The following is a 23,157-nucleotide window of genomic DNA, read 5'->3' on the forward strand; positions in this document are numbered from 1 at the left end:
GGCCGGGAACGGGCGCTGCCCGCCCAGCTCTCCGGCGGCCAGAAGCTGCGGGTGGCGATCGCCCGCGCGCTGATGGGCGCACCCCGGCTGCTGCTGGCCGACGAGCCGACCGGCAACCTCGACTCCACCACCGGCGCGCAGGTCCTCGACCTGCTGCTCGACCTGCGCGACCGGCACGGCATGACGATCCTGCTCGCCACCCACGAACGGGCCATCGCCGCGCGCTGCGACCGGCTGATCCGGCTCGGCGACGGGCGGATCGTCGAGGACGTCGACCTCACCGAGGACGAGGACCAGGCCGACACGTACGCCCGCGCCACCCAGCTGCGAATGTAGACGCCCGCTCAGACGCCGACCGTCAGGCGGACCGTCAGGATAGGCAGGCGGAGCTCACCCACGGCCGGCACCGCCCCACGTGGATTAGCCATCTGAAGACTTCCTGCACCCGGAGGCAGTTCATCGGCATCTATTGACACCGCAGCCGCTCGGGGCGAGGGTGGCCACTGAGCAACCCCCTGAACGGAGGTCCCATGCCCCGATCACGAGTGCCCATCGGCAGGCGGGTCCTGCTGAGCACCGCGCTGGTCGGCGCCGCGACCCTCGCGCCGGTCAGCCCCGCGCCCGCCGCGAGCCCCGCGCCCGCCAACCGACAGCAGCAGTACGCGGCGGCCGCCGCCGAGTACGGCGTCCCCGAGTCCGTCCTGCTCGCCGTCTCCTACCTGGAATCCCGCTGGGACACCAACGCCGGCACCCCGAGCGCCAGCGCCGGGTACGGCCCGATGCACCTCACCGACGCTGCGTACGTCGAAAGCCTGGGCGAACCCGGCCACTACGGTCCGGCGGAGGACCCGCGCGGCGACGACTCCCGAGCCCCAGTCCACCTCGCGCGACCCGCAGCCGGTCCACCCGCCGAGAAGGGGCTGCAGACCCTGGACTCCGCCGCGAGGGTCACTGGCAGCGGGAAGGAGGCGCTCCGGTCCGACCCGAGGGCCAACATCCGCGGCGGCGCCGCACTGCTGGCCACGTACCAGAAGGCGATCGGCGCCCCCGTGGGAGCCCGTACCGATCCGGGCGCCTGGTACGGCGCGGTGGCCCGCTATTCCGGCTCCGACAGCACCGACTCGGCGGCAAGCTTCGCCGACGAGGTGTACGCCACGATCCGGACCGGCGCGGCCCGCACCACCGACGACGGCCAGCCGGTGATGCTCGCCGCCCGCGCCGTGGCGCCGCAGACGTCCTGGCTCGACAAGCTCGGCCTGCGCAAGGTGGCCCGGGCCGGCGGCGTGGAGTGCCCGGCTGAGCTGGCCTGCGAGTGGATCCCGGCGCCGTACCAGTTGCTGGGTGACGGGACGGACCCGGAGAACTACGGCAACCACGATCTCTCCGACCGGCCAGCCCGGCAGAAGATCGAGTACATCGTCATCCACGACACCGAGGAGACCTACGCCCGGACGCTGGAACTGGTGCAGGACCCGGCGTATGTGAGCTGGCACTACACGATGCGCTCCAGCGACGGCCACACCGCCCAGCACGTCCGGACCAAGGACGTCGCCTGGCAGGCCGGAAACTGGTACATCAACAGCAAGTCCATCGGCATCGAGCACGAGGGCTTCGCCCGGCAGGGCACCTGGTTCACCGAGGCCCTGTATCGCAACTCGGCGAAGCTGGTGAGGTACCTCGCGAAGCGGTTCGACATCCCGCTGGACCGGCAGCACATCATCGGCCACGACAACGTGCCCGGTACCGTGCCGTCGACCGTCCGCGGCATGCACTGGGACCCGGGCCCGTACTGGGACTGGTCGCACTACTTCGACCTACTCAAGGCGCCGTTCCGAGGCACCGGCACACCACGGACCGGGCTGGTCACCATGGACCCGGACTTCGCCAGCAACCGCCCCGCCTTCTGGGGCTGCACCTTGGACGAGAATGACAACCCGACCAGCGAGCCCTGCCCGCTGCGCGGCTCGTCCTCGGTGATCCTGCACAGCGCACCGAGCCAGGACGCGCCGCTGGTCACCGACATCGGCCTGCACCCGGACGGCTCACCGTCCACCATGGAGACATCAGACCACGCTGCCCGGGCGTCCGCCGGGCAGACGTACGCCATCGCGGACCGGCAGGGCGACTGGACGGCCATCTGGTACCTCGGCCAGAAGGCGTGGTTCCATAACCCGGCCTCCGCCCCGGCGGCGAAGTGGGCGACCGGCTTCGTGGTGACCCCCAAACCGGGCAGGGCGACCATCCCGGTCTACGGCCGGGCCTACCCGGAGGAGGCCGCCTACCCGGCCGGCGCGCCGTATCAGACGATCACCCCGCTGCAGTACACGCTTTCCGCAGGGCAGCGGTACGCGGTCGGCGGCGTGTCGCAGAGCGAGTTCTACAAGGCCTACACCTTCGCCGGAACTTTCCCGGCTGACTGGACGGTGATCCGCGGCAAGACGACGTACGTCCAGATCCAGTTCGGCCACCGGATCATGTTCGTCAACAAGGACGACGTGCTGATCCAGCCCTCGGCGGTCGGCGCACCCAGCTGACCCGCTCGGCTGAGGTGGACCCCCGCTCCGCGTCGAGCGGGGGCCCACGCCGGCCGCCTCCAACTCCAGACGCGGTCGAGCCGAAAACGACGTGCGGTTGCCGGCCTGACGCTCTGCCTTTCCGGCCATGGCTATCGACATCGTGAGCTTGGTGGACTGTGCCGACCTCGCGCCGCAGCTGAACGACGACTTCGACGGGGCGTGGCCGGAGTTCATGCGCTGGGACCCGATGGCTTCCGTGTACTACGGCGTCGCGCACGACATTTTCCCCGAGTTCGTCTTCGTCGCCGTCGACTCCACCGACCCGGGCCCACTTGACGTGCGGGCAGCCGTTGCCGGTTGTCGCTCGGCGTCGGTCAGCAGTGCTCGTTGTGCGAGGTATCCTCAACCGACGTCAATGTATTTTCGGCGTTCGGGGAGCCAGCGAGGACCGGCGGACGGCTCTATGACTGATCCAACCGGTGCGTGACCGTGCGTACGGGCAGGTCTTGTCGATCAGCGGGAGCATTTCGATGACGTCGTTGCGGTTGCCGCCGATCAGTGACATGGCCAAGGGATGCGGGCGCTCTCGCGTGCGGTGAGCTAGGAACGAGGCGTTGAACCGCGTGCGGTGAACGCCAACTTGAGCCACGCAGCGCCATAGGTCAACGCAAGCAGCGCGCCGCCTGCAAGAACGCCTGCGCGGGTCAGCCAGCTAAGTGCGTGTTTGACAAGGTTGAGTGTGGACGGTGTGGCGGCGTGACGGTGGTCGCCGGGGCGGGCAGGGTGTCTGGGTGTCGTCGCCTCGTCGTGGTTACCCGTCGGACCTGACCGATGCCCAGTGGGCGTTGATCGAAGGGTTGTTGCCGGAGCCCAGCACGGACGGGCGGCGGGAGAAGCACCCTCGTCGGGAGATCGTCAACGCGATCTTGTACGTGGTCCGCTCGGGGCGTCCGTGGCGGTACCTGCCGGCAGATCTGCCGCCGTGGCAGACGGTGTACTGGTACTTCGTGCGCTGGGAAGACGCCGGTGTGACCGAGAACCTGCTGGCCGCGCTGCGGGTCAAGGCGCGGGTGCAGGCCGGGCGGAATCCGGAGCCGTCGGCGGGGATCATCGACTCGCAGTCGGTGAAGGGCGCCGACACCGTCGGGCAGCAGACGCATGGCTACGACGCGGGTAAGAAGGTCAACGGCAGGAAACGGTTCATCATCACCGATACCGCCGGGTGTTGATCACGGTGGCGGTGATGGCCGCGTCGTGGCAGGACCGCGACGGCGCGAAGACCGCCCTGCTCAGCGCTTATCTGGCAACCCCGATCCGGCACGTCTTCGCCGACCAGGGCTTCGCGGGTCGTCTCGTCGACTGGACCCGCGACACCTTGAAGATCACGCTGGAGATCGTGCGGAAGCCCGCTGACCAGCGGGGCTTCGCCGTGCACCCGCGCAGGTGGGTCGTGGAGCGGACCCTCGCATGGCTCACCGCCTGCCGCCGGCTCGCCCGCGACTACGAACGCCACCCTGAAATCTCCGAAGGCATCGTCAGATGGGCCGCCATCGCCGGCATGACCCGCCGCATCACTCGCGGCCGACCAGCCCGACGGCAGGCAAAGCGCACCTTTATCTGGACCTGATCAAGTCGCCGGACGGCCATGACGTCCGGCTCGGTCCAGATCCACTACTGACGAGACACCTATGGTTGCGGGGCCGGGCGTTCGTCCGGCCCCGCAACCACTGCGAGGGGCGATGACTGAACCACTGGGCAGCGTCGAGGCCCTGCTACCGCCAGAGCACGGCTTCATTATCGTGGCCGGTGCGGCCGCCGATTTTTTGGATGACCCCTACTCCGGCGAGGTGCCGCTCTGCTCCGCCGGCGATGACATCCTGTACCTGATGAGCGCGTCGGATTCCTATCACTGGGCCCGGGTCGTGCTCGAGTCGTGGGCCGCCGCCCCACCCGACGACGGCCAGGACGTGGACGCGCAGCAGCAGGTGACCCTGGCACTGAGCGACGGCACCGTGCACGTCTCCGGCATGTTGGAGTTCCAAGCCAGCCCGATCCTGGCCCTTGGGCCGCCGGGCCGCTACCACGCCCAGGTCAGTGTCACCGGCCGCGCCGAACTGCGTCGGATCGAAGCCCAACCGGGCCACCCCATCCCCATCATGGATGCCGAACGATTCCGGGTCCGTTTCTGGGCTGCCGACAACTGACCAGCCCTGCACGCTGGTCCGTTCAGCGGACTAGAGATCTAGCGGTCTGGGGCGCGATCACATGGTGCAGAGCGAGCGTGGTCGCTTCCGGCCACCGGCACGGCCTGGGTACTGGCCCTCGGCGCCTTCGTCGTCGCGGCGTTCGCCGGCCACTCCGTCGTACTTCACGTCATCGCCATCATCATGATCGATGTCGCCCTGCAGACGCAGGCCCTCCTCAACCGTGCGCGGCTGTTCGCCCTCTCCCACGTGGCCCGCAGCCGGCTCAACACGGCGCTAGCCACCGGCAACTTCATCGGCGCTGCGATCGGCTCCGCCGCAGCCACCGCCCTCTGGTCCGCGGGCGGCTGGACAGCGGTCACGATCACGGGAACGGCGCTCTACTGCTTCGCGCTCACCGTGTGGGCGCTCGGACGTCGGGGCCCACTCGTGATCCGCTTCGCCGTGACGGACGGCGCTGTAACGGACCGCAGCGAAACCTCCTTCAACGGCGCCACCTGTGCTCGTAGTGCTCCGGAGTCGAACCCGCCATGACGCCCTCGTGCCAGTCCACGCGTCTCGGCTAGAAGCGGATGACTGGCACACCAGCCGTCGTGGACGGCCGGCAATGTCGAAGGGCAACTACGGGGCGGCGCGGGTGCACGTCGAGTTGGCCGCGGCCGGGCTACGGCACGGCCGTGAGCGCGTCGCCCGGTTGATGCACACCGCCGGGATCGTCGGTAGGGCCCGCGCCGGTGGCGCACCACCACCGTCCCGGACCCGGCGGCCGAAGCGCGTCCCGGCCTGGTCGCCGTGACTTCGGCGACGCGGCAGCGATCGACGCACGCTGGTGCGGCGACATCACCTACATCGACAGGTGGGAAGGCTGGCTTCCGCCACCGTCATCGACATGACCTCCCGCCGTGTCGTCGGCTGGGCCACCGCCGACCATCTCCGCACCGACCTGGTCGACGCCGCCCTCACCGGCGCTATCCGCCGCCGGCGGCCACCATCGGGGCTGATCTTCCACTCCGATCACGGCAATGTACCAGCGCCCAGCACGCCCGTCTGACCAGGCGGCGCGGCGTTTGGCTGTCGCTGGGCCGGCGCGGGCAGTGCTGGGAGTCGTCGCCGAGTGGTTCTTCGCCAGCATCAAGACTGAACTGCTGTACCGCCAGAGTGGCTTTTCACCCCTGAGAGCCCGGTCATCCGCCACATGCAGGCGCCCAGCGGCCCAACGCTGCTCACGCATTGTCATAAGGCCGCGCCGGCTGCGCCGGGGACCGCGACGCGAGGCAGCGCCAACGATCCCCGGCGTGGTCAACGCTCGACGCCGTCAGTACACCGTTCCGTCGGCGCGCTGGCCGAGCGACCGGGAGAGTGAACTGATCGTGTTGTGCTTGACCCAGGCTCCAGTTGCGTTGAGGTCGGGGCTGCGATTGGCGGACACGCCGTCCGAGTTTGACAGGCTCGAGGAGTAGCTCATCGACTGAATCGTCGCTCCAGCCGAGTCCCGCAGGCTCACCGAGTCACCGTTGTTGGACAGGTTGAGGCCACCGGTGCTTGCCGCCACCGCCACGATGCCGCCGGGGATGCTGGAGGCTCCGCCGAACACGGTGATCGCCTTGCCGGGCTGCAACGTCGTCCCGGCCGCGAAGGTGTGCCGCACTCCCGTACCGTCGCGGACCGTCCAGCCCGCGATGCTGATCGCGGTGCCGCCGGTGTTCACGATCTCGACGGCCTCGCCGGCGGTGTCGCTGCCCGGCTCGTTCGCAAGCACCTCGTTGATGATGACGTTGGCGGGACCGCCTCCGCCGCCCGTTGTGACGGTGACGTTGCGGGTGGTGGTGTTGGTGGCACCGCCGTTGTCGGTCACGGTCAGTGACACCGCGTATGTGCCTGCCGATCCGTAGCTGACGGTCGGGTTGGTCGCGGTGGAGGTCTGGCCGTTGCCGAAGTTCCAGCTGCGACTCGCGATCGTGCCGTCGGCGTCGCTGCTGCCGTCGGTGAAGCTGCACGTGAGGTCAGTGCAAGAGTGCGTGAACGCCGCCGTGGGCGACTAGTTCCCGCCGCCCGCGCCGCCGGTGACGAAGTCGTAGCGAGCCAGGACCGGGTAGTGATCGCTGGTGGTAGAGGTGTAGTTCGGCACATATGCCTGCGGCTGGAAGGCCTTGGCCGACCCCGCGACGTACTTCGCCATGACCTCATTGGTGTTGAGCTGGTGGTCGATGAAGTCCGGGTAGCCCGCCGTCGACGACACCCCAGCCAGCGACAGGGCGCGCGTCGGGAAGCCGTAGCGCGCCGTGTCGTTAACGAAGTTCGCGTACGGCGACGCCTTCCCGGGCACGATGGACGTTTCGACGTCGTCGTTCCAGTCTCCGATGACGAAGACGTCCTGCGTCGGGTAGGTCGTGTCGAGGTATGACTAAAGAGCCTGCGACGCGGGGCTGCGCAGGTTCCAGGCGTCCTGGGTGGACCCGGACTTCGCGTGCAGGACGATGAAGACGAGGTCACGGGTCACGCCGTCGAAGGTGCCGCGCAGCTTGAACTCCACGGGCGGGCGGCCGGCGAAGTTGCTGTTCTGCTCGGGCAGGATGACCTTCGCGCTCACGAGGGTGGCCATACTGCTGCGCCAGACGAGCGCGACCTTCTGCTCCGTGTTGCTGAAGTCGGAGTAGTACTGCGCCCCGATCGTCACGATCGGATCGTTCGCCACAACACCGGTGTAACCGGGCATACCAGCGACGAGCGAGTTGAACGCCGAGGTGCTGACAACTTCGGAGAGGCCCCACACGTCCATGTCGGCGCCCGCCATAACGTCGCGGACGTTCTGCTGCTGCAGCGCCTCGTCGGTCGGGCCGAAGTCCGGCGCGCCGAACCACTCGACGTTCCAGTTGCCGACGTCGAGCTGCGTCGGTGATCCCTGAGACGGGACCGTGCTGGCGGCGTGCGCAGCGGGGGGCGAACTGATCGTTGCCAGCGCGATCGCGACGGCCGCTGACCCCGCGAGCGCGCGCAAACTGAGTTTCATCGACAAGAGACCTTTCGGGAGTAGGCGTGCTGGACCGGTCGGCGGTCGGAGGGAGTATCCCGCCCCGACCCCTGGATCGAGGTAGTGACTGCCGGAACTTGAGGCCACGCGCGAGTGAACTGGGGGCACAGACGTGCCTCGCGATGCCCGGGCTGGCGCCGTCATACCGGCCACACGGTGAACCTGCATGTGTTCGGGCCGGATTGCGACGAACATCTGCGGCACCTGATCTTCCGCGACTGGTTGCGCACACACCCGGACGGCCGGGACTTCTACGAGGCCGAGAAACGGCACGCCGCCGCTGACAGTCCTTGGTCCATGTCCGCGTACAAAGCGCAGAAAGCCGCCCCGATCATCGAGATCCTCCGGCGAGCGGGACTTCGCCCGGCCGCAGCCGAACAGTAGCCGTAATCGTCACCGCCCCGTCCGTCCTCGCCGACCTGCTCCGGATGCGGATCGGCGAGTGTTCGTCGAGGATGGAGAACCGGCCGAGGTTGTCCCCAACTTCTCCGTGCGCTCGGCGCATGCAACCACGACGTTCCGGAGGCATCCGATGAGCTCGTCCCCCAAGGTCAACCGCCGGCGCCTCCTCGCGGGAGCCGCCGGGGTGGCGGGCGCAACGGCCCTCGGGCGCAGCCTGTCAGCGTCGGCGGCGGCACCGCTTCCCGAACCGGCGAGCAGCGGCATCGATCACATCGTGGTCGTCATGATGGAGAACCGGTCGTTCGACCACTACCTCGGCTGGTTGCCCGGTGCCGACGGCAAGCAGGCCGGGTTGACCTACCTCGATCGCGCCGGCGTACGACACCGCACCTACCACCTCAACGACTACCAGGGGTGCGATCACCCGGACCCCGACCACTCGTACGAGGGCGGGCGGGTTCAGCTCAACGCTGGCCGGTGCGACGGCTGGTTGCGCTCCGGCGCGAACGACGAGTACGCGATCGGCTACTACACGGCCTCGGACCTGAAGTTCTTCGGAAAGGCGGCGCGCTACTGGACGGCGTTCGACCGCTACTTCTCCGCGACGATGGCCGAGACCTACCCGAACCGCTTCTACCAGCACAGCGCGCAGACCGACCGCACCCACAATTCGACCGACATCGCGTCCATGCCCACCATCTGGGACCGCCTCGCCGATGCCGGCGTCTCCCACGCCTACTACTACTACGACCTGCCCTTCCTGGCCCTGTACGGCACCAAGTACCTGCCAATCTCCCGCAGCTATCCGCAGTTCCTGGCGGACGCGACGGCCGGCGCGCTGCCCGCCGTCTCCTTTCTCGACCCGAAGTTCCTCGATGAGGGGAGCGGGACGTCGGCCGATGACCACCCGCACGCCGACATCCGCGCCGGTCAGTACTTCCTCAACCAGGTGTACGAGGCGGTCAGCTCGGGGCCACTGTGGCCCCGTACCGCCCTGGTGATCAACTACGACGAGTGGGGCGGCTTCTTCGACCACGTGGCTCCCGAGACCGCCCCCGACGCACGGCCTGACCTCGGCACCGGGCTGCGCGGCTTTCGCACCCCCTGCCTGCTCATCTCGCCGCGGGCCCGACGCGGCTACGTCTCGCACACCGTGTACGACCACACGTCCGCGCTCAAGATGATCGAGTGGCGGTGGGGACTGCCTCCGCTGACCGTGCGTGACTCGGCGGCGAACAACCTGGCCGAGGCGCTGGACTTCACCCGGGAGCCCGACCTCACCGCGCCACGGTGGGATGTCCCCGAGGCCGTCAGCATGCCGTGCCCAACCGGCGAGTACGTCGACTATGAGGACTGGAAACAACTCGCCGCGCTGGCGCGGACCCAGGGTTGGCGCGTCGGGTGACGCGGCAAAGCGGCGGACGTCCAAGCCAGCGACGACATCCGCCGATGTTCACGCGCCCGTCTCCGGCGGGACCGGTTTGCGGGCGCGGATGCGCTCCACCGTGCCGGCCTTGAGCCGTTCGGCCTCCTCGATCTGGAAGCCGGCGGCTTGGACGAGGGACAGCTGCCGGCGGGTGAAGTGCTCCCCGGCTGTGCGGATCACCTCGGCGCGCGGACGCCGCAGGAGACGGCCGTGGCGATCGGCCGCCGAGATCATCGCCCAGGCCTGAGGAGGCTCGGGTCGTCCCCTCACCGGCCTCGAGGTCCCGATCCACCAGCAGCTGCACCCCTTGGAGTGATCCGCTCGTGCCGTGCGCGGCGCACTAGACGTGCGTGATCACGTTCTTGCCGTACGCGGTGAGGGTCTTCTCCTTGTCGTCGTGCATCAGGTAGAGGGCGAAGTTGTGGACCCCGATCTCCTTGAGTTCCTGCAGCCGGTCGACATGGGCCGACTCGGGGCCGAGCAGGCAGAATCGGTCGACGATGGCGTCGGGAACGAAGTCGGTGGACGGATTGCCGGCGCGACCGTGGTGTGAGTAGTCGTAGCCCTCGCGGCCGGTGATGTAGTCGGTCAGCACCTTCGGCACCACGCCGGAGTCGCCGTAGCGGGCGACCAGGTCGGCCACGTGGTTGCCGACCATGCCGCCGAACCAGCGCAGCTGATCCCGTTGGTGGACGAGGTTCGTACCCACGTAGGCGGGGGCGGCCACGCACATCGTGATCGAGTCCGGATCCCGGCCGGCGGCGCTGGCCGCGTCGCGTACCGTGCCGATCGTCCAGCGGGCGATGTCCGGGTCGGCGGTCTGCAGGATGAAGCCGTCGGCCTGCTCGCCGACCAGCCGCAGCGCCTTCGGGCCGTAGGCGGCCATCCAGATCTCCAGCTTGCCGTCGCGCACCCACGGGATGCGCACCGGCGTGCCGTGGTGTTCGACGTCGCGTCCCTCGGCCAGCTCCTTGATCACGCGCATGGCGCTTCTGAGGGTGGCCAGGCTCGCCGGCGCTTGGCCGATGACCCGGCGGGCCGAGTCGCCGCGGCCGATCCCGCAGACGGTCCGGTTGCCGAACATGTCATTGAGGGTGGCGAAGAGTGACGCGGTGACCGACCAGTCGCGGGTGCTCGGGTTGGTCACCATCGGTCCGACGATCAGGTGCTTGGTCGCGGCGAGGACCTGCGAGTAGATGACGAACGGCTCCTGCCACAGCACGCAGGAGTCGAACGTCCACCCGTAGCGGAACCCGTTGTCCTCGGCGGCGGCGAGGCCCGCCACGACGTCGCGAGCGGGCGGGTCGGTCTGCAGTACGACACCGAAGTCCACGGTCAACTCCTCGTCACACCAGATACTGGCTGAGGTCGCGCTTCAGGAACGTGCCGTGCCCGGCAGCGCCGTGGAAGGCGTTGTCGTCGACGACGATCCGGCCGCGGGACAACACGGTGGAGACCTTCCCGGTCAGCCGCATGCCCTCGTACGCGGAGTAGTCCACGTTCATGTGGTGGCTGCCGGCGGAGATGGTCTGCTCGGCCGTCGGGTCGTACACCGTGATGTCCGCGTCCGCGCCCGGGGCGATGACGCCCTTGCGTGGATAGAGGCCGAACATCCGGGCGGGCGTGGTCGAGCTGATCTCGACCCAGCGCGGCAGGGTGATCTCGCCCCTCACGACGCCCTGGTAGAGCAGGTCCATCCGGTGCTCGACGCCCGGCATCCCGTTGGGGATCTTCGAAAAGTCTCCCCGGCCCAGCTCCTTCTGGTCCTTGAAGCAGAAGGGGCAGTGGTCGGTGGACACCAGCGACAGGTCGTTGGTGCGCAGGCCCCGCCACAGTTCCGCCTGGTGCTCCTTGGGTCGCAGTGGAGGAGAGGCGACGTACTTCGCGCCCTCGAAGTCAGGCCTGGCCAGGTCGTCAAGCGACAGGAACAGATACTGCGGGCAGGTCTCGGCGAACACGTTCTGCCCGGTGTCGCGGGCCTGGGTGACCGCGTCGAGGGCGTGCGCGGCGGACAAGTGCACGATGTACAGCGGTGCGCCGGTGACCTTCGCCAGGGTGATCGCCCGGGAGGTCGCCTCGCCCTCCAGCTCGGGCGGCCGGGTCAGCCCGTGCTGTACCGGGTCGGTCTGCCCACTCGCCAGTGCCTGCAGGACGAGCTGGTCGATGGCGATGCCGTTCTCGGCGTGCATCATGACCATCGATCCGGTGTCCCGGGCCTTCTGCATCGCCCGCAGGATCTCCCCGTCCGTGGCGTAGAAGACACCCGGGTAGGCCATGAACATCTTGAAGGTGTTCACGCCCGCGTCGATGCAGGCCTCCATCTCCTTGAGCGACGTGTCGTTGACGTCCGAGACGATCATGTGGAACCCGTAGTCGATCGCGCAGTTGCCGTCGGCCTTGCTGTGCCACTTGTCCAGCGCGGACAGCAGCGACGTTCCCTTGCCCTGCACGGCGAAGTCGATGATCGTGGTCGTGCCGCCCCAGGCCGCCGCGGTCGTTCCGCTCTCGAAGGTGTCGGCCGAGAAGGTGCCCCCGAACGGCATCTCCATGTGGGTGTGGCCGTCGATGCCGCCCGGCACCACGTACTTCCCGGCGGCGTCGATCACTCGCTCGGCGCCGGACGCCCACTGCTGGGCCAGGCCCGAGTCCGGCGCGGCGAGCGCGGCGATCCGCTCGCCCTCCACCAGCACGTCGGCCGGGTACTCGCCGGTGGCGTTGACGACTGTTCCGTTGCGGATGACGATGCTCACGGCGTCACCAGCGATTCGTAGGTCTCCGGCCGGCGGTCGCGGTAGAACGCCCACAGGTCGCGCACCTCGGCCAGCCTGTCCATGTCGAGATCGCGGATGACCAGCTCTTCTTCGGTGTCCGAAGCGGCGTCGCCGACTAGTTGGCCCCGCGGGTCCACGAAGTAGGACTGGCCGTAGAAGTCGTTGTCGCCCAACGGTTCCACGCCGACCCGGTTGATCGTGCCGACGTAGTATTCGTTGGCGACCGCGGCGGCCGGCTGTTCGAGGCGCCAGAGGTACTCCGACAGGCCCCGGCTTGTGGCGGAGGGGTTGAAGACGATCTTCGCGCCGGCCAGCCCCAGCGCCCGCCAGCCTTCGGGGAAGTGCCGCTCGTAGCAGATGTAGACGCCGATGCGGCCCACCGCGGTGTCGAACACCGGATAGCCGAGGTTGCCCGGCCGGAAGTAGAACTTCTCCCAGAACCCCTTCACCTGCGGGATGTGGTTTTTGCGGTGCTTGCCGAGGTAGGTGCCGTCGGCGTCGATCACCGCCGCCGTGTTGTAGTAGACGCCTGGTTGTTCCTGCTCGTACATCGGCACGATCAGCACCACACCGTGCTGCTCGGCGATCTCACGCATCAGCGCGGTCGTCGGCCCGTCGGGGATCGCCTCGGTGTACGAGTAGTAGTCCGCGTCCTGGATCTGGCAGAAGTACGGGCCGTAGAACAGCTCCTGCAGGCAGACGACCTGTGCGCCCTGCGACGCGGCGCTGCGGATGGCGTCGACCGCGTTCGCGATCATGGAATCCTTGTCGCCGGTCCACTTTTGCTGCACCAGCCCGGCTCGGACGATGTTGCTCATACCTTCTCCCCCTTTGCGTGGCTGGCGCGCGGCGTCGACAGCGCGAGGTAGACGAGGAACCCGGCGATCAGCCCGACCACCCAGCTGTAGTCGTAGAGCGGCTTGAGGAAGGGGATGAGCCCGTCGGACGGGAACGGCCCCTTGCCGGGTGCGGAGTAGGCGCCGCCGACCGCGAGGATCGCGCCGACGACGGAGGCGACAACGCCGGCCCAGTTCCAGCCGCCGGAGAACCAGTACCTGCCCTCGGGCCGGTAGAGGGCCGGCAACAGCAGCCGGGTGCGGCTGCGGATCCAGTATCCGGCGATGAGCACGCCGGCGACCGCGCCGAGCAGGCCACCGTAGAAGCCGAGCCAGACGAAGATGTAGATGTTGGGGTCCTGCACCAGGCGCCAGGGCTGGATCAGGATGCCGAGCACGCCGGTGATCAACCCTCCGGTGCGGAAGCTGATCAGTCGCGGCGCGGCGTTGGAGAAGTCGTACGCCGGGCTGACCGTGTTCGCCGCGACGTTCACCGACAGCGTCGCCACCACGACGGTGAACAGGCCGAGCGCGACGACCAGCGGGTTCTCGAACTTGGCCGCGAGCTGGATGGGGTCCCAGATCGCCTCGCCGTAGATGACGGCCGTGCCCGAGGTAATCATGATCGACAGGATGGCGAAGAACGACATCGTGGTCGGTAGGCCGAGAACCTGCCCGTAGACCTGCTGTCGCTGGCTGCCACCGAATCGCGTGAAGTCGGGGATGTTCAGCGAGAGAGTCGCCCAGAAGGCGATCATCCCCATCAGTGACGGCGCGAACAGCTTCCAGAAGTCGGCGCCCCAGCCCAGCTTCGACGGCTCGGACAGGATCGGGCCGAGCCCGCCCGCCTGGACCAGCACCCAGATCAGCAGGGCGACGGCGACCACGATGACGAACGGCGCCGCCCAGTTCTCGAAGCGTCGCAGGGTGTCCATGCCCCGCCAGATGATCGCCATCTCGATCGCCCAGAACAGGAAGAACGACGCCCACAGGGTCCACGGGTGGTCCATGATCTGCGCCGCATCGACCCACCAGGAGCCCAGCAGTTTTCCGGCGATCGCGTAGATCGCCTCACCACCGATCCAGGTCTGGATGCCGAACCAGCCGCACGCGATGAACGCGCGCAGCAGAGCCGCGAGGTTGGCGCCGCGAACGCCGTAGAACGCGCGGGCGAAGACCGGGAACGGAATGCCGTACTTGGTGCCCGCGTGGCTGTTCAACAGCATCGGGATCAGAACGAGCAGGTTGCCCAGCGTGATCGTGAGGAACGCCTGCACCCAGTTCATACCGAGCTGGATGAGCCCGGCGGCGAGCAGGTAGGTGGGGATGTTGTGCGCCATGCCGATCCACAGCGCCGCGAAGTTGTACGTGTTCCAGGTGCGCTTCTCGATCGGTACCGGGGCGAGCTCCTCGTTGAAGTAGCGGCTGTCGGCGATCGTGGAGAAGTCGCGCAACTCGACTCGGCCGTCCGGATGAGTGATCTGCGTGCCGGGTTCGACCGCGGTGGCTTCGGCCGGGGGCAGGGGTTCGACGGTCATCGGTCACCTCCTGTTACGGTGCCGCAACACTGGCCGACCAACCCGGCTCACGCGCTCCTGGTGGGCGGTTCAGCGCGATCTTTATCTGGGAATGGTGGGTGTCGCGAGCCCGCCACGGGCAGCGGCAAAGTGTCCACGCTTGCCTTGATCGGGGCACACTCTGTCCACGGCATGCCCGCACCGACCTGTCAATCAGCACGGTGGGTGGATTAGCGCTGCGAGGGGCCTACGCGTCGAGTTCGTGCACCAGGAGCGCGACGTACAACGACAGCACCGACTCCGGGTCCTCCAGCGACACCCCGAGCACCTGCGCGATCCGCGACAGCTGCTGGTAGTAGGCCGTACGCGACAGGTGCGCCGCGGCGGCCGCCGCCGACTTGTTCCCGCCCTGCTCGCAGTAGCAGCGCAGCAGCTCCACCAGCCGGCTGCGCTGGTGGGCGTCCCGCGCCAGCAGCGGGCCCAACTCCCGGTCGGCGAACGCCTGGACCCGTTCGTCCTCCCGCAACAGGTGCAACAGGCCGCGCAGGCGCACGTTGTCCAGCTTGTGGTAGAGCTGCGCGCCGGGGGTGCGCAGGGCCGCCGCCGCGACGTGGGCGGCCTCGCCGAGGCTGCGGCGCACCTCAGCGGCGTGTGACACGGTGGTGCCGACCGCCACCAGCACCGGCCCGGCTGTCGAGCGGTGCACCTCCTCGGCCAGCCGACGTAGGACCGCGTCGACCCTGGCGTGGGCGGGCAGCGACAACAGCGCCCGTACGCTCGTGTCGTCCACGACGCCCACCAGGGCGGGCACTGACACCCGCCGTGCGGCCGACGCGGTCACCTCGGCGAGGTCGCGCAGCACCTCCTGGGTGGCCAGCGCGGGCGCGCGTGGCGTCATGTGCCCGGGCCGGATCGCCACCCCGACGAGCTGCCGCCGTTCGAGGCCGACGCCCAGCGCGGCCGCCCGGGCGGCCAGATCCGGCGGCGGTACGGCCTGACCGAGCAGTTGCGCGAGCAACATCCGATGGGTCTGCCGCTCCAGACTCTCCCGATCACGTGCCACGAGCCGATGTACCGCCAGCGCCGACGCGGCCCGCTCCGCGACCACCATGTGCCGGTGCGGCGGAGGGCCCGGTGAGAGCAGCACCAGGCGTCCCCAGTCGGCGCCCTGCGCACCGACCACCGTGACCAACCAGCCGGCCTCCTCGTCGTAGGCCGTTCGCTCGGGCACTGCCACGGACCGGGACCGCTGACTCCAGTCCGCGAGCAGCTCGGTGGGATCATGCCCAGCCGCGTCGTACGCGAGCACCTCGTGCCCCAGCGTCTCCAGCACGACCGGCAGCCCGGAGATCCTGGCCACCTCGCGCAGCACCTCGGCCGGCTCGGCGCCGGCCACGGTGAGCGAGGTGAACGTCTCGTGCACCTGCTCGGCGGCCCGCAGCTCGGCGAGCTGGGCGTCGACGATCAGCGCGACCACCGCCTCGGTGACGGACACGAACCGCGTCTCCTCCGCGAGCGTGATCAGGGGGAGCCGGTGCCGGTCGGCCGCTGTCACGAGCGCCTCGGGTACGTGATCGTTCCACCGGCGGACCAACTCAATGACCAGTCCCGCCGCGTGGACCGCGGCCAGGTCCTCCACGTAGCCCGTGAGCGCCGCCGGCTCATCCGGCAGCGCGATGCCGGTGGTCAGCACCAGTTCCCCACCGTGGAGCAGGTGCGCGATGTCGGCGACCTCCGCCACGTGGACCCAGCGGACCCGGCCCTGCATCCCGGCCGACCCGGCCACCACCTGCGGTCTCGCGCGCCGGATCACCGGCAGCGCGACGGCTTCTGCGACGGAGGGATACACCGCGACCTCCCTACTACCGGGATTGCACACAACGTAATGGCAGCGGTCGCAGAGCGGTACAGGTTGCACATAGCGGTTGGACAACGAATGCCGCCACACTCGGCCTACCGGCGGAGATACGGAGGACGCGATGGCGCACCGCGAGCTGCTGACCAGACACCGGTCCGTGATGCCGAAGTGGCTGGCGCTGTACTACGAACAGCCGATCGAGTTCGCCAGCGCGTCCGGTCGCCGGGTGACCGACCGGGAGGGGCGCACCTACCTCGACTTCTTCGCCGGCATCCTCACCAACGCGATCGGCTACGACGTGGCCGAGATCAGCGACGCGGTCCGGTCGCAGATCGACACCGGCGTGCTGCACTCCTCCACGCTCTACCTGATCCAGTCGCAGGTCGAGCTCGCGGAGAAGATCGCGCAGCTCTCCGGCATCCCGGACGCCAAGGTGTTCTTCACCAACTCGGGCACCGAGGCGAACGAGACCGCGCTGATGCTCGCCACCCAGCGCCGGCGCAGCGAGCAGGTGCTCGCCCTGCGCAACTCCTACCACGGCCGCGCGTTCGCCACCGTCGGCATCACCGGCATCCGTGGCTGGTCGGCCAGCGCGCTCAGCCCCGTCAAGGTGAGCTGGGTGCACGGCGGCTACCGCTACCGCAGCCCCTTCCGGGACCTGTCCGACGCGGACTACGTCCGCGCCTGCGTCACCGACCTGCGCGAGATCATCGAGACGACGACCGCAGGTGACGTCGCGTGCATGATCGTCGAACCGATCCAGGGCGTCGGCGGCTTCGCCACCCCACCAGACGGGCTGTTCGGCGAGTTCAAGAAAGTGCTCGACGAGTACGGGATCCTCCTCGTCTCCGACGAGGTGCAGACCGGCTGGGGCCGCACCGGCGAGCACTTCTGGGGCATCCAGGCGCACGGCGTCGTACCCGACGCGATCACCTTCGCCAAAGGCCTGGGCAACGGTCTGGCGATCGGCGGCGTCATCGCCCGGGCGGACCTCATGGACTGCCTCGGCGCCAACTCGATCTCCACCTTCGGCGGCAACCCGCTCGCCACCGCCGGCGCTCTGGCCTCGCTCAACTATCTCCTGGAACACGACCTTCAGGCCAACGCCGCAGACCTGGGTGCCCGCCTGCTCGACGGCCTCCGTGCGGTCGCGCAGGCGCATCCCGTGGTCGGCGACGTCCGCGGCAAGGGCCTGATGATCGCGCTGGAACTCGTCGGACCCGACGGCACGCCCCACCCGGCGGCCGCCGCCGCACTGCTGGAGGAAGCCCGGGAACGTGGACTGCTCGTCGGCAAGGGCGGCTTGTACGGCAACGTCATCCGCCTGGCACCACCGATGACGCTGACCCGGGCCGAGGCGGACGAGGCGCTCGAGATCCTCACCCAGTCGATCGAGGCCGTGGCCAAGGAGGCGCAGCAGCGATGAGGACCACCCACTGGATCGGCGGCAAATCGTGGAACGGCGTCGCCGAACGCGCCGGCGACATCTACGACCCCGCCACCGGACAGATCGCAGGGCACGTCGACTTCGCGACCGCCGCGGTCGTCGACCACGCCGTCGCCGCCGCCGGTGAAGCCTTCACCCGCTGGCGTACGGCTTCCCTCGCCCAGCGGTCGAACGTGATGTTCGCCTTCCGGGAGCTGCTGAACGCCCGCCGGCCCGAACTGGCCAAGATCATCACCGCCGAGCACGGCAAGGTGCTGTCCGATGCCGCGGGGGAGATCCAACGCGGGCTGGAGAACGTGGAGTTCGCCTGCGGCATCCCGCAGATGCTCAAGGGCGGGTTCAGCGAAAACGCCTCCACCCAGGTCGACGTGTACTCCATCCGGCAGCCGCTCGGCGTTGTCGGCGTGATCACCCCGTTCAACTTCCCCGCCATGGTGCCGCTGTGGTTCGCGCCGAACGCGATCGCGTGCGGCAACAGCGTGGTCCTCAAGCCGAGCGAGAAGGACCCGTCCGCGGCGAACTTCCTCGCCGAGCTCTTCGCCGAGGCCGGGCTACCGGACGGAGTGTTCAACGTCGTGCACGGCGACAAGGAGGCAGTCGACCGCATTCTCGAACACCCGGCGGTGAAGGCGATCTCCTTCGTCGGCTCCACCCCGATCGCCCGCTACGTCTACGAGACCGGCACCCGCAACGGCAAGCGTGTGCAGGCGCTCGGCGGCGCGAAGAACCACATGGTCGTACTGCCCGACGCCGACCTCGACCTCGCCGCCGACGCCGCCGTCTCGGCCGGCTTCGGCTCGGGCGGCGAACGCTGCATGGCCATCTCCGTCGTCGTGGCCGTCGACCCGGTCGGCGACGCGCTGGTCGGCAAGATCAGCGAGCGAATCGCCGCGCTCCAGGTCGGCGACGGCCGTCGGCCGGGCTGCGAGATGGGGCCGCTGGTCACCGGCGCCCACCGCGACCGGGTGGTGTCGTACCTGGACGCTGGACGGGCCGCGGGCGCAGAGCTGGTCGTCGACGGGCGAAGCCACCCGATCGACGGTGAGCGAGCCGGCTTCTGGCTCGGGCCGACCCTCTTCGATCACGTCGACACCGACATGTCCCTCTACACCGATGAGATCTTCGGACCGGTGCTCTCGGTGCTGCGCGTACCCAGCTACGACGACGCCGTCGAGGTGGTCAACAGCAACCGCTACGGCAACGGCACCGCCATCTTCACCAACGACGGCGGCGCAGCCCGGCGCTACCAGAACGAGATCGAGATCGGCATGGTCGGAGTGAACGTCCCGATCCCGGTCCCGGTTTCCTACTACTCCTTCGGCGGGTGGAAGGACTCTCTGTTCGGTGACGCGCACGCGTACGGGCCGGAGGGAGTGAACTTCTTCGTCAGATCCAAGGTGGTCACCAGCCGCTGGCTCGACCCCTCCCACGGTGGAGTGAACCTCGGCTTCCCGCAGAACAGCTGAGGATTGGGGAGTGACGCTCGGCCGTGTGAAACGAACGGAGGGCGGAAGAGCCTCCGCCCTCCGCTCGGTCTCTGGGTGAGTTCGGCGATCTGATTGGCCGTCAACCGAAGCACCTCGGCAGGTGCTTCGGCGCGCGTCCTGCCTGCGGCGGGCGGGTCGGCGGGCCGTCGCAGATGCCAGTCCGTCGTCGCCTGGTACGCGGCCACCACCGACAACAGCCGGTCCTCGGCGTACGGCAGACCGCCGAAGATGGTGCCGATCGGCACGCCGGCGGCGGTGAACCCGATCGGAAAGGCGATTTCCGGTAGGCCGAGGATGTCGAAACGGCACCGGGTCGGTCTGCACCACCACGTCGCACACGTCGAACAGGTCGTTGAGCACCCGTTCCATGAGCAGCAGCTTGGCGCGCTGGCCGGTGAGGAACTCGTTGCCTGGCACCGTTGATTTTAAGCCAGCCTGTACTTGCGCCCGAGCTTCGAAAGGCGAGATCATCACGCATGCTCGACCCCTCGCCCGAGGACGACGGGACTTCACCGACGGTTTCTACGCCGGACTTCGTGGGCCGTGATCGGGAGATGGCGGCGCTCAGTGGGGCGTTGGCTCGGCCACCGGCGATCGTGCTGGTAGAGGGCGAGGCGGGGATCGGGAAGAGCCGACTGCTGCGAGAGTGGTTGGCCGGGCCCCACCAGCGCAGCGCCCTGGTCTCGGTGTGCCCACCGCTTCGAGAGTCGCTGACGTTGGGGCCGATCGTCGACGCGTTCCGTGGGATCGACCGGCCGGCGTCGCGGTTGCGGCTCACCGAGCTTGCGGGTGCGTTACGGCCGCTGTTCCCTGAATGGTCGGCGGACCTGCCGCCCGCATTGCAGCCCTTGGATGACGCGAAGGCGGCACGGCATCGCCTGTTCCGCGCCCTGGACGAGCTGCTGCGGGCTCTGCGTGTCGACGTTCTCGTGCTCGAGGACGCTCACTGGGCCGACGAGGTGACCTTGGAGTTCCTGCTGTTCGTCACCTCCCGACAGCAGTCGGACGGACCAAGCCTCGTGATCTCCTATCGGCCGGAGGAGGTGGACACCGGATCGCTGTTGCTGCGGCTGACGTCCCGGCTGCCTGCTGGCGTGACCCAGCTGAGGATCGCCCTGGCGCCGATGCGACCGAGCGACACGGCAGCGCTGGTGTCCTCGATGCTGGACGGCAACCCGATATCGCAGGAGTTCACGACGTTCATGCACGAGCGGACCGGTGGCGTTCCGCTGGCGCTGGAGGAGTCGGTTCGCCTCATGTGCGACCGTGCCGACCTCGTCTTCCGCGATGGGCAGTGGGTCCGGCTGAAGCTGCGCGAGCTACAGGTGCCGCCAACGGTGCGTGACTCCACCCGGGAGCGGGTGGGCCGTCTGTCGCCGACGGCCCAGCAGGTGTTGCGAGCCGCGGCGACGTTAGCTGAGCCGTCATCGGTGGCCACGATCGCGGCAACCGCCGGTCTGTCACCGGATGCGTGTCGAGGCGCTGTCGCGGAGGCGGCCGGTGCCGGCGTCCTGGACGGAGACGACCGCGGCCAGTGGCGATTCCGGCATGTGCTGGCCGCCACGGCTGTCTACGAAGCGATTCCGTTGACCGATCGCAGACACTTCCACCTGCTGGCCGGCCGGGCGTTGGAGGGCATCCATCCGCCGCCTGTCGCACGCCTTGCCCGCCACTTCCGGGAGGCGGGCGAGGCGGAGTCCTGGGCGCGGTACGCCGAGCAGGGCGCCGAGTTGGCCATGGCCTCGGGTGACCACACCAAGGCGGTCGGCTTGCTGGTCGATCTGTTGTCGTGGTCGGAGCTGCCGCCGTCGGATCGGGCACGAGTCGCGCGTATCGCCGGAGTGGCCGCACTGGGCCGTCGTGAACCGGTCGACGAGGTGTACCACCGCGTGATCCGTACGATGCGCTCGGTGCTGGAGACCCCCGGTCTGTCCGCGCGTCAGCAGGCCGAGATCCGCAACCCCCTGGGTCGGCTCCTGATCACCGGCGGTGAGGCGCAGGCCGCGCTCATCGAGCTCGAGCAGGCGGTGGCCAACCTCGACCATGACCCGGTCGAGGCGGCTCGGGCGATGACCTATCTCGGTTGGGCCTATGCGGGACCGTGGCCGGCGTCGACTCACCGGCGTTGGCTGGATCGCGCGGCTGAGCTCACCGCCGACATCGATTCTCCCGCCGAGCGGCTGAACCTGGCTGGCAACCGCGCCGCCGCGCTGCTTATGCTCGGTGAAGAGGAGGCCTGGGACGTCGTCGCCGACCTGCCGATTGAGGGTGCGACCTCGGCGGAGCGTCTCGACGTGGCCCGCATCCACGCGAATGTCGGGACCGGCGCAGTGATCTGGGGTCGGTACGCCGAGGCGGAGGCACATCTTGTCGTTGCCCTGCGCCTTGCCGAGGCCGAGCAGGCGTCCCGGTTGCAGTACAACGTTCGACTCGAACAGGCCAACCTGGCGTGGCTCACCGGCCGGTGGGAGGGTCTCGCGGAGCGAAGCGCGGCACTCGCCGATGCCGACCGAGACCGGCCGGCGCTCTACCTCGGCAGCGTTCGGCTCGCGGCCCGGCTGGCAGCCGCGGCCGGACGGCGGCGCGCTGCGGAGGAGCAGTTCCGGCTGGTCCTTGAGGAGTCTGCCCGTCTCGGCGCTGCCGACGACACGATGGAGGCTGCCGCTGGGCTGGCCAGGCTGTGGCTGACGGACGGAAACAGCGGCCGGGCGCTGCAGGTCACGAACGAGCCGATGGACACAGTCCGGAGAAAAGGCATTTGGGTCTGGGCGACGGATCTCGTGCCCGCCCGGATCGAGGCGCACCTCGCCGCGGGCGACCTCAAGGCCGCGGCACGCTTGGGCGACCAGTTCGCCAGAGGACTGCGTGGCCGTACGGCGCCTGCGCCTCGTGCGGCGCTCACCGTATGCCGTGCCTTGCTGCTGGCCGCAGCCGGAGACCACGCCCGCGCGGCGGCGGGATACGACCGGGCGGCGCGCGCCTGGAGCGCGTTGCCGCGCCCCTACGACGCGATGCTCGCCCGCGAGCGTCAAGCCGAGGCGCTGATGGCGCACGGCCAGGTCGAACAGGGTCGGGAGCTGCTGGCCGCACAGTACGAGCACCTGTTCAGGCTCGGCGCCCGCGGCGATGCAGACCGTGTCGCGCAGCGGCTTCGCGAGCACGGCGCCGAGGTTCCGCGGTTGTGGCGCGGCGGCCGACGGGGGTACGGCGACCAGCTCTCACCTCGTGAGCTCGACGTGGTCCGACTGGTTGTCGCAGGCAAGACGAACCGGGAGATCAGCCGGATTCTGGCGAAGTCGCCGGCCACGGTGGATCAACAGCTGCGCGCGGCGATGCGCAAGTTGAAGGTGACCTCCCGGACCGCGCTCGCGGTCAAGGCCGTAGAGGCCGGAGTGTTCGCGGAAGAGGATTCCCTCGACGACCCGTCGTGAAAATTGACGTATCCGCTGGATAGCGACGGCCGCTCGACCGCGCCGAGCATGGCTTCATGATTCATGGCCCTAGGGCAGTGCATGCCTGAGCGACCTGTCGCGCGTGACGACTCCGTCATCGAGCACCAGCCACCACTCGAGCTGTCGCGTGAGCCGCGCGTCGACGTCCGCGACGTCCGCGACGTTCAGGACGTCCGCGATGCCGACGACCACGACGGCCACGACCCCTAC

The 23,157-nt window shown here is 69.0% G+C and carries 24 protein-coding genes and 1 pseudogene; 14 read left to right on the forward strand and 11 right to left on the reverse strand.

All coding sequences use genetic code 11. From position 1 onward, the window contains the following. From ACWEVO_RS04415 to ACWEVO_RS04450, 8 genes are all read left to right on the forward strand, one after another. The coding region (locus ACWEVO_RS04415) for an ATP-binding cassette domain-containing protein (protein WP_452306156.1) at positions 1 to 336 on the forward strand (336 nt) is incomplete at its 5' end. 194 nt (positions 337 to 530) lie between these two features. Beyond that, positions 531 to 2,534 carry an N-acetylmuramoyl-L-alanine amidase gene (locus tag ACWEVO_RS04420; RefSeq protein ID WP_452306157.1) on the forward strand — a complete coding sequence of 668 codons (2,004 nt, stop codon included), beginning with the start codon at positions 531 to 533 and terminating at the stop codon, positions 2,532 to 2,534. A gap of 127 nt (positions 2,535 to 2,661) precedes the next feature. Continuing rightward, positions 2,662 to 3,003: a hypothetical protein gene (locus tag ACWEVO_RS04425; RefSeq protein WP_452306158.1), complete on the forward strand. Its 342-nt coding sequence runs from the start codon at positions 2,662 to 2,664 to the stop codon at positions 3,001 to 3,003. A 304-nt stretch (positions 3,004 to 3,307) separates the two neighbouring features. After that, positions 3,308 to 4,143, forward strand: a protein-coding gene (locus tag ACWEVO_RS04430) for an IS5 family transposase (protein WP_452306159.1) whose coding sequence is annotated in 2 segments (ribosomal slippage) — positions 3,308 to 3,740 and positions 3,740 to 4,143 — 837 coding nt in all. Because the reading frame shifts where the segments join, the coding sequence is not laid out codon by codon here. A gap of 112 nt (positions 4,144 to 4,255) precedes the next feature. Continuing rightward, positions 4,256 to 4,720 carry a hypothetical protein gene (locus ACWEVO_RS04435; RefSeq protein WP_452306160.1) on the forward strand — a complete coding sequence of 155 codons (465 nt, stop codon included), beginning with the start codon at positions 4,256 to 4,258 and terminating at the stop codon, positions 4,718 to 4,720. 183 nt (positions 4,721 to 4,903) lie between these two features. Further along, positions 4,904 to 5,254, forward strand: coding sequence for a hypothetical protein (locus ACWEVO_RS04440; RefSeq protein WP_452306161.1), 351 nt, complete (start codon positions 4,904 to 4,906; stop codon positions 5,252 to 5,254). Between the two features lie 73 nt (positions 5,255 to 5,327). Next, positions 5,328 to 5,516, forward strand: a complete 189-nt coding sequence (locus tag ACWEVO_RS04445; RefSeq protein ID WP_452306162.1) for an IS3 family transposase — start codon at positions 5,328 to 5,330, stop codon at positions 5,514 to 5,516. Between the two features lie 60 nt (positions 5,517 to 5,576). Next, the gene (locus ACWEVO_RS04450) at positions 5,577 to 5,771 is read left to right on the forward strand and encodes a DDE-type integrase/transposase/recombinase (RefSeq protein WP_452306163.1); all 195 of its coding nucleotides are present in this window, start codon (positions 5,577 to 5,579) and stop codon (positions 5,769 to 5,771) included. Between the two features lie 264 nt (positions 5,772 to 6,035). Here the strand turns inward: ACWEVO_RS04450 and ACWEVO_RS04455 are convergent, their stop codons facing one another. The 4 genes and pseudogenes from ACWEVO_RS04455 to ACWEVO_RS04470 form a co-directional block, all read right to left on the reverse strand. Next, on the reverse strand, positions 6,036 to 6,491 hold the full coding sequence (locus ACWEVO_RS04455; RefSeq protein ID WP_452306181.1) for a lamin tail domain-containing protein: 456 nt from the start codon (positions 6,489 to 6,491) through the stop codon (positions 6,036 to 6,038). 45 nt (positions 6,492 to 6,536) lie between these two features. Next, positions 6,537 to 6,719: pseudogene (locus ACWEVO_RS04460) on the reverse strand (PKD domain-containing protein); the annotation flags it as partial. A gap of 39 nt (positions 6,720 to 6,758) precedes the next feature. Continuing rightward, on the reverse strand, positions 6,759 to 7,046 hold the full coding sequence (locus ACWEVO_RS04465; RefSeq protein ID WP_452306164.1) for a hypothetical protein: 288 nt from the start codon (positions 7,044 to 7,046) through the stop codon (positions 6,759 to 6,761). A 78-nt stretch (positions 7,047 to 7,124) separates the two neighbouring features. Next, on the reverse strand, positions 7,125 to 7,730 hold the full coding sequence (locus ACWEVO_RS04470) for a hypothetical protein (protein WP_452306165.1): 606 nt from the start codon (positions 7,728 to 7,730) through the stop codon (positions 7,125 to 7,127). Positions 7,731 to 7,844: 114 nt separating this feature from the next. Between ACWEVO_RS04470 and ACWEVO_RS04475 the strand changes: the two genes are divergently transcribed. Both ACWEVO_RS04475 and ACWEVO_RS04480 read left to right on the forward strand, forming a co-directional pair. After that, positions 7,845 to 8,135: a GrpB family protein gene (locus ACWEVO_RS04475; RefSeq protein ID WP_452306166.1), complete on the forward strand. Its 291-nt coding sequence runs from the start codon at positions 7,845 to 7,847 to the stop codon at positions 8,133 to 8,135. A 148-nt stretch (positions 8,136 to 8,283) separates the two neighbouring features. Beyond that, positions 8,284 to 9,558 carry an alkaline phosphatase family protein gene (locus ACWEVO_RS04480; RefSeq protein WP_452306167.1) on the forward strand — a complete coding sequence of 425 codons (1,275 nt, stop codon included), beginning with the start codon at positions 8,284 to 8,286 and terminating at the stop codon, positions 9,556 to 9,558. A 48-nt stretch (positions 9,559 to 9,606) separates the two neighbouring features. On the opposite strand, the gene ACWEVO_RS04485 is transcribed toward ACWEVO_RS04480, so the two are convergent. From ACWEVO_RS04485 to ACWEVO_RS04510, 6 genes are all read right to left on the reverse strand, one after another. Then, positions 9,607 to 9,759: a hypothetical protein gene (locus ACWEVO_RS04485; protein WP_452306168.1), complete on the reverse strand. Its 153-nt coding sequence runs from the start codon at positions 9,757 to 9,759 to the stop codon at positions 9,607 to 9,609. A gap of 160 nt (positions 9,760 to 9,919) precedes the next feature. Beyond that, a complete protein-coding gene (locus ACWEVO_RS04490) occupies positions 9,920 to 10,912 on the reverse strand; it encodes a TIGR03842 family LLM class F420-dependent oxidoreductase (RefSeq protein WP_452306169.1) in 993 nt (330 codons plus the stop codon). Between the two features lie 13 nt (positions 10,913 to 10,925). Next, positions 10,926 to 12,329, reverse strand: coding sequence for a dihydropyrimidinase (hydA, locus tag ACWEVO_RS04495; RefSeq protein ID WP_452306170.1), 1,404 nt, complete (start codon positions 12,327 to 12,329; stop codon positions 10,926 to 10,928). Beyond that, positions 12,326 to 13,168, reverse strand: a complete 843-nt coding sequence (locus ACWEVO_RS04500; protein ID WP_452306171.1) for a nitrilase-related carbon-nitrogen hydrolase — start codon at positions 13,166 to 13,168, stop codon at positions 12,326 to 12,328. The genes hydA and ACWEVO_RS04500 overlap by 4 nt, the downstream gene beginning before the upstream one ends. After that, positions 13,165 to 14,724 (reverse strand): NCS1 family nucleobase:cation symporter-1, encoded by a 1,560-nt coding sequence (locus ACWEVO_RS04505; protein WP_452306172.1) that lies wholly within the window; start codon positions 14,722 to 14,724, stop codon positions 13,165 to 13,167. The genes ACWEVO_RS04500 and ACWEVO_RS04505 overlap by 4 nt, the downstream gene beginning before the upstream one ends. Before the next feature lie 226 nt (positions 14,725 to 14,950). Further along, positions 14,951 to 16,552, reverse strand: a complete 1,602-nt coding sequence (locus ACWEVO_RS04510) for a PucR family transcriptional regulator (protein ID WP_452306173.1) — start codon at positions 16,550 to 16,552, stop codon at positions 14,951 to 14,953. Between the two features lie 130 nt (positions 16,553 to 16,682). Between ACWEVO_RS04510 and ACWEVO_RS04515 the strand changes: the two genes are divergently transcribed. The 4 genes from ACWEVO_RS04515 (at position 16,683) to ACWEVO_RS04530 (ending at position 22,926) form a co-directional block, all read left to right on the forward strand. Continuing rightward, positions 16,683 to 17,987 carry an aspartate aminotransferase family protein gene (locus ACWEVO_RS04515; RefSeq protein WP_452306174.1) on the forward strand — a complete coding sequence of 435 codons (1,305 nt, stop codon included), beginning with the start codon at positions 16,683 to 16,685 and terminating at the stop codon, positions 17,985 to 17,987. Then, entirely contained in the window at positions 17,984 to 19,474 is a 1,491-nt protein-coding gene (locus ACWEVO_RS04520; protein ID WP_452306175.1) for a CoA-acylating methylmalonate-semialdehyde dehydrogenase, read from the forward strand. Before ACWEVO_RS04515 ends, ACWEVO_RS04520 begins: the two co-directional genes overlap by 4 nt. Before the next feature lie 249 nt (positions 19,475 to 19,723). Continuing rightward, complete coding sequence (locus ACWEVO_RS04525; protein WP_452306176.1) at positions 19,724 to 19,918, forward strand: hypothetical protein; 195 nt, start codon at positions 19,724 to 19,726, stop codon at positions 19,916 to 19,918. Positions 19,919 to 19,971: 53 nt separating this feature from the next. Further along, on the forward strand, positions 19,972 to 22,926 hold the full coding sequence (locus ACWEVO_RS04530) for an ATP-binding protein (RefSeq protein WP_452306177.1): 2,955 nt from the start codon (positions 19,972 to 19,974) through the stop codon (positions 22,924 to 22,926). Between the two features lie 69 nt (positions 22,927 to 22,995). Here ACWEVO_RS04530 and ACWEVO_RS04535 read toward each other — a convergent pair whose 3' ends face one another. Further along, positions 22,996 to 23,148: a hypothetical protein gene (locus ACWEVO_RS04535; protein WP_452306178.1), complete on the reverse strand. Its 153-nt coding sequence runs from the start codon at positions 23,146 to 23,148 to the stop codon at positions 22,996 to 22,998. Positions 23,149 to 23,157 lie beyond the last annotated feature (9 nt).

This window comes from Micromonospora sp. NPDC003776, assembly GCF_053605645.1.